General features: G+C 52.7%; 4 protein-coding genes and 1 pseudogene. 2 read left to right on the forward strand and 3 right to left on the reverse strand.

The window, feature by feature from the left end:
• Window positions 1–287 precede the first annotated feature (287 nt).
• Window positions 288–1,148 carry an aldo/keto reductase family oxidoreductase gene (locus AC1DUO_RS23350; protein WP_013578167.1) on the forward strand — a complete coding sequence of 287 codons (861 nt, stop codon included), beginning with the start codon at window positions 288–290 and terminating at the stop codon, window positions 1,146–1,148.
• An 89-nt stretch (window positions 1,149–1,237) separates the two neighbouring features.
• Here AC1DUO_RS23350 and AC1DUO_RS23355 read toward each other — a convergent pair whose 3' ends face one another.
• Window positions 1,238–2,152, reverse strand: coding sequence for a LysR family transcriptional regulator (locus AC1DUO_RS23355; protein ID WP_013578166.1), 915 nt, complete (start codon window positions 2,150–2,152; stop codon window positions 1,238–1,240).
• 118 nt (window positions 2,153–2,270) lie between these two features.
• Between AC1DUO_RS23355 and AC1DUO_RS23360 the strand changes: the two genes are divergently transcribed.
• Window positions 2,271–2,717, forward strand: a complete 447-nt coding sequence (locus AC1DUO_RS23360) for an ester cyclase (protein WP_112151407.1) — start codon at window positions 2,271–2,273, stop codon at window positions 2,715–2,717.
• Between the two features lie 46 nt (window positions 2,718–2,763).
• Here AC1DUO_RS23360 and AC1DUO_RS23365 read toward each other — a convergent pair whose 3' ends face one another.
• Together AC1DUO_RS23365 and AC1DUO_RS23370 are read right to left on the reverse strand one after the other, a co-directional pair.
• Window positions 2,764–4,386, reverse strand: a complete 1,623-nt coding sequence (locus tag AC1DUO_RS23365; protein ID WP_119262307.1) for a mechanosensitive ion channel family protein — start codon at window positions 4,384–4,386, stop codon at window positions 2,764–2,766.
• Window positions 4,387–4,690: 304 nt separating this feature from the next.
• A pseudogene (locus AC1DUO_RS23370) lies at window positions 4,691–4,835 on the reverse strand (IS5/IS1182 family transposase); the annotation flags it as partial.

Consider the following 4,835-nt stretch of genomic DNA (forward strand, 5'->3'; position numbering starts at 1 on the left):
CCATTTCCCCGAAAAAACGGGTGTTCTCGGTTCATTGATTTTTACCCTAAACCGGATGCAGGGAAAAGTGACACCCATAACCGTCAGAGCGCTGCACAATGCGGCTCTTATGGGCGTCTGGCCTGATTATCTTCAGGGCAAAAATCAATAAGCAGTGTCCTGTGCAGAATTCAGCGCGATAACCTTCGTCATTGTGCGCCAGTCCGTACAGTTTGTCCTGATTTCACCGGATAGTTGCACAACCTGCCCGCGGCTACAATCAGTGAACAATCACACAGGAGAATTCCATGTCACACACCTCAATGACTTACCCCCTCGGCGACAGAGAAGTGGCGCGCTTAGGTTATGGCGCAATGCAATTGGCTGGCCCCGGCGTTTTTGGCCCGATCAGCGATGAAGCACGGGGCATTCAGGTGCTGCGTGATGCCCTGGCATCTGGTGTTAATCACATCGACACCAGCGATTTTTATGGTCCGCATGAAACCAATAAGCTGATCAAAAAAGCCCTGCATCCGTATCCCGATAATCTGTGCATCGTGACAAAAGTCGGCGCACGACGTGATGAAAAAGGCGGCTGGTTACCGGCTTTCAGCCCGCAGGAACTGACGCAGGCGGTGGAAGATAACCTGCGCAATCTCGGGCTGGAGACGCTGGAAGTGGTAAATTTGCGCAGCATGCTCGATGAACGTCAGCCAAAAGAAGGGTCACTGGCACCGCAGCTGGAAGCGCTGATTACGCTGAAGGAGCGCGGCCTGATCCGTCATATAGGTCTGAGCAATGTGACTGCAAAACAGGTCGCCGATGCACAGAAACTGACGACGATCGCCTGCGTTCAGAACATGTATAACCTGGCGAACCGTCACGACGACGCGCTGGTGGATAGCCTGGCTGAACAGGAAATCGCGTATGTGCCGTTCTTCCCGCTGGGCGGTTTTTCGCCGTTGCAGTCAACGCAGCTTGATGAAGTAGCGGCACAATTGCAGGCGACGCCGATGCAGGTCGCGCTGGCCTGGCTGCTCAAACGCTCGCCGAATATCTTGTTGATCCCCGGCACGTCATCGCCGCAGCATCTACAGGAAAATCTGGCCAGTGCGAAGGTGATTTTGTCCGATGAAGTGATGGAAAAACTGAACGGAATAGCGGGTTAGCTCTCACACATCCCCCGGCACATCATGCGGGGGAATGGTTTCCCCGGTGGCTGAATCTTCGCCCCGTGGTATTAACGGAGTCTGGTCACTCACAGCAATTCATGGGCCTGCGCGCAGATCAGTTGTCTCAGCCATTTCTGCGCATTGCTGTCATCAGAACGCCGGTGCCACAACAGATAAAACGGGATCTCCGGCAATGCCACCGGCGGCAGGGTCATCACGATATTGGGGTGTTTCTCGCTCACTACCACGCTGCGTTTGAGCACCGTCGCGACATACCCCGTCTGCTGCACCACACCGGCAACGCCAGCCATGGTCGGCAACGTCAGACGAAGTTCACGAGCCAGCCCCATCTCCCTGAGTTGTTCATCGACCAGACCATAATGATTTCCTTCCGGCGAGACCAGAATATGGCTCATCCCGAGATAGGTTTCTAACGTCATGCCGTTGCGTGCCGCATCACTGTCGCGGCGGATAAGCGTGACAAATTCATCACTGAACAAGGGCTGCGATAAGATGCGGTTTTCCGGCCGGGTCGGGTGAATACCGATCACCACATCAACCTCACCGGCATCCAGCATCGACACGGACGCATCGCGGTCGGTGAATGTCCTCACATGCAGTGTCACTCCGGGCGCCTGTTCGCTGATCGCCCGCATAATGCCGGGCAGTAACACCATCAGCGGATATTCGGACGTGCCAAGCGTAAAAGACATTTTTCTGTTTTCCGGCGCAAAATTGTCGTCCGGAGCCAGCAGATGACTCAGTTCGTTAAGTGCTTTTGACACATGCAAACCGATCTCTTTTGCCCTGGCGGTAGGCAGCAAACCGGAAGCACTGCGGATAAACAGCGGATCCGCAAAATGCGTTCGCAGGCGCGACAATGCCGCGCTCATCGCGGGCTGACTGACCACCGCTTTGCTGGCGGCACGGGTCACATTCCGCTCTTCCATCAGCGCATCAAACGCGACCAGCAGATTCAAATCGAGACCCTTAAAATCCATAAAACGTATATTCCTCTATATGCTTTTCTTATTTCAATTCTTACTGATATGAATGTGATACTCGCTGCGTGCACCACATTAACCCTATAAAAATGCAATCAGCCAGAGGAATTTAACGATGTCAGACAACAATAGCGAGATGGCAAATCGTCTTATCGCGGAGCGTAAAGCCGTTGAAAAAATCTATCAGGCTTTTAGCCTGCATGATCCGGACTTAATGGATGAGGCAGTCACGCAGGACTGGAAAGATATTCCCCTCGCGCCAGGTCAGGCATCCGGCCCCGAAGGGTTGAAACCGATCATCCGGGGGTTCATTGAGGCTTTTCCGGATGTGAAGATCACCATCCACGACCTTCTTCAGACCCCGGGGAAGATTGCCGTGCGCGCAGAAATTACCGGTACCCATCACGGCAACTTTATGGGCATCGAACCGACCGGCAAATTTGTCAGCATCCGGCTGCATGAATTTCATGAGCTGAATGGCGAACGCGTCACCACCACCTGGCATCTGGAAGACTGGTTTGGCGCGTTCATGCAACTCGGTCAGTTCCCGCCGCAGGGTTAACAACCGGACAACAATTAAAGGCAAGCGCTGACCCGTCTGATAGATTTCATTTCGGATTGTCTGGCGGTGAGGCGGGTGCGGCGAACCAGTTATCCTGAGTTACCATGACCGCCGTTTCCGGCTGATTCACAAAATTCGGCGACATGATCTGCACATTAAATTCGTTGAATACGTCCTGAATGTGACTGTGCAATTCGCTTCTCACTGTGGCAAGAGATTCGCCCGGCTGGAGATGCACCTGCAGTTCATAAGCGATGTACCAGTCCATCAGGCTGAGCTGGCGCACCAGCGGCTTCTGCTGAAGATCAATACCTCGCGTGCGACTGGCGGCCAGTTCCAGCATGGCATGAACCTGCCGCCACGGCGTGTCATAACCGATGGTGACGCTGGTCGTCAGATTAACGCCACCTCCCGGGTTTTGTGCGCTGAGATTGGTGATTTTGCCGCTAACCACCACAGCATTCGGCACCGTGACAACGTAACTTTCGCGGGTGATAATTTTAGTCGCCAGCATGCCGATTTCACTCACCAGCCCTTCGTTATCGCCGATGCGGATCACATCGCCTTTACGCAGTGCCCGGGAATAAATCAGCACCAGTCCGCTCATCGCATGATTCATCACGCCTGCAGAACCCAGCGTCAGCATCAGACCAAAGAATACGCTGACACCTTTGAAGGCCAGTGAATTTGCCCCTGGCAAAAACGGATACGCCGCCGACAGCGCAAACAGCCAGACCATCACGGAAATCAGTTTTCGCGTCGCGCCCACCGTTTCAGGATGCAGACCGGGTATCTTAAGTTTTCGGGTTTCAACCCGTTTTAACATTACTTTCAGCAGCTTGAGAATAAACGCCGTAATGAGGAAAATGATTGCCACGATCATCAGTCCGGGAAACGCCGACACAATCGCTAATGCGATTTTCTGCACCACATTTACTGACCAGTCGCCCAGCGATTCGCCCCAGATACGTGTCCACGGATATAAACGGAACAGCCAGCTCAGCCACAGATAGAATGCAACGATACTGAGTAGAATCATCAACATAGCGTATAAACGCACTTCAACCGCACCCAGTAAGCTGCGCCACCGGTACGGGATCCAACCCTTTTTCAGCAAAATCTTTGCCGTGAAATACGCTTTCACTTTGGCCCAGGATTTAAACGCGGAGTAATACAACAGGATCAACACCGCGGTGCCCGCCACCACTTTTAGCGTCGCGATCGCCAGATAAGAGGAAGAATATTGCTCTGTCAGAGAGGTACGCTGTGCATTGAAACGCACCAGCACCCGCTGCGCGGCCTGATCGAGCGTCAGATCATCGCCTTCATCCAGATCACTTTCTGCCAGCAGCATCAGCGGCTTACCGTTGATCACAAATATCCGTCCCTGCTGACCATAACGTTGCACAGGCAGAATCTGCACCGGATGGCTTATATCTTCCCTGCTCAGCGAGCGCAGCGTATTACGGATGCGCAGCACACGCTCTTCCGGCGTGGACAAGCCGAACGTGGCCTGCAACATCACCACCGGCTGGTGAAAAATATAAACAGTGCGGGCTTTTTCCTGATCAGACGGCATCTGCCGGGGTTCAGCCGCCTGCAGAGGAAAGGATGCAAAAAACGCCAGCCAGGCCAACAACGCCATCACCTTCAACCTGCTGTCACCCATTTACAGACTCCCCTGCGTTATTGATGTCATTTCTGCAACCGGGTTTGATCGGCATACTTCGCTTTTTCGTAAGGCATCAGCGTCGGAATCCCCGGCCTAAACACAGAACGAACAGTGGCTGTTGTGCCCTGATGAATGAATCCATAAAAATAATATCATTCAGAGATAATCACGTTGGAATAAAGAAACTGACTTAAAAAACCACAGTAAAAGACCCTAAAATAAGCATTTTCATTGAGGGGAAACTTGAATAAATGCTAGTTACTAAGTGAAATTTTTGCTAGCAACCGGACATGTTTTTGTGAACCTTTAGCGGGAGACCGCTTGCGCCTGTCACCCGATGGATTTTGATGCCAAAACCACCGTGAGAGCGACCCAGCCCATTATCTCCGGTTATATAGGGATGTTTTTTTGTGCGCCGGGAGCACTTTTCAGCGCCCGGATATTAC

The organism is Rahnella sp. P4_A8, assembly GCF_056402435.1.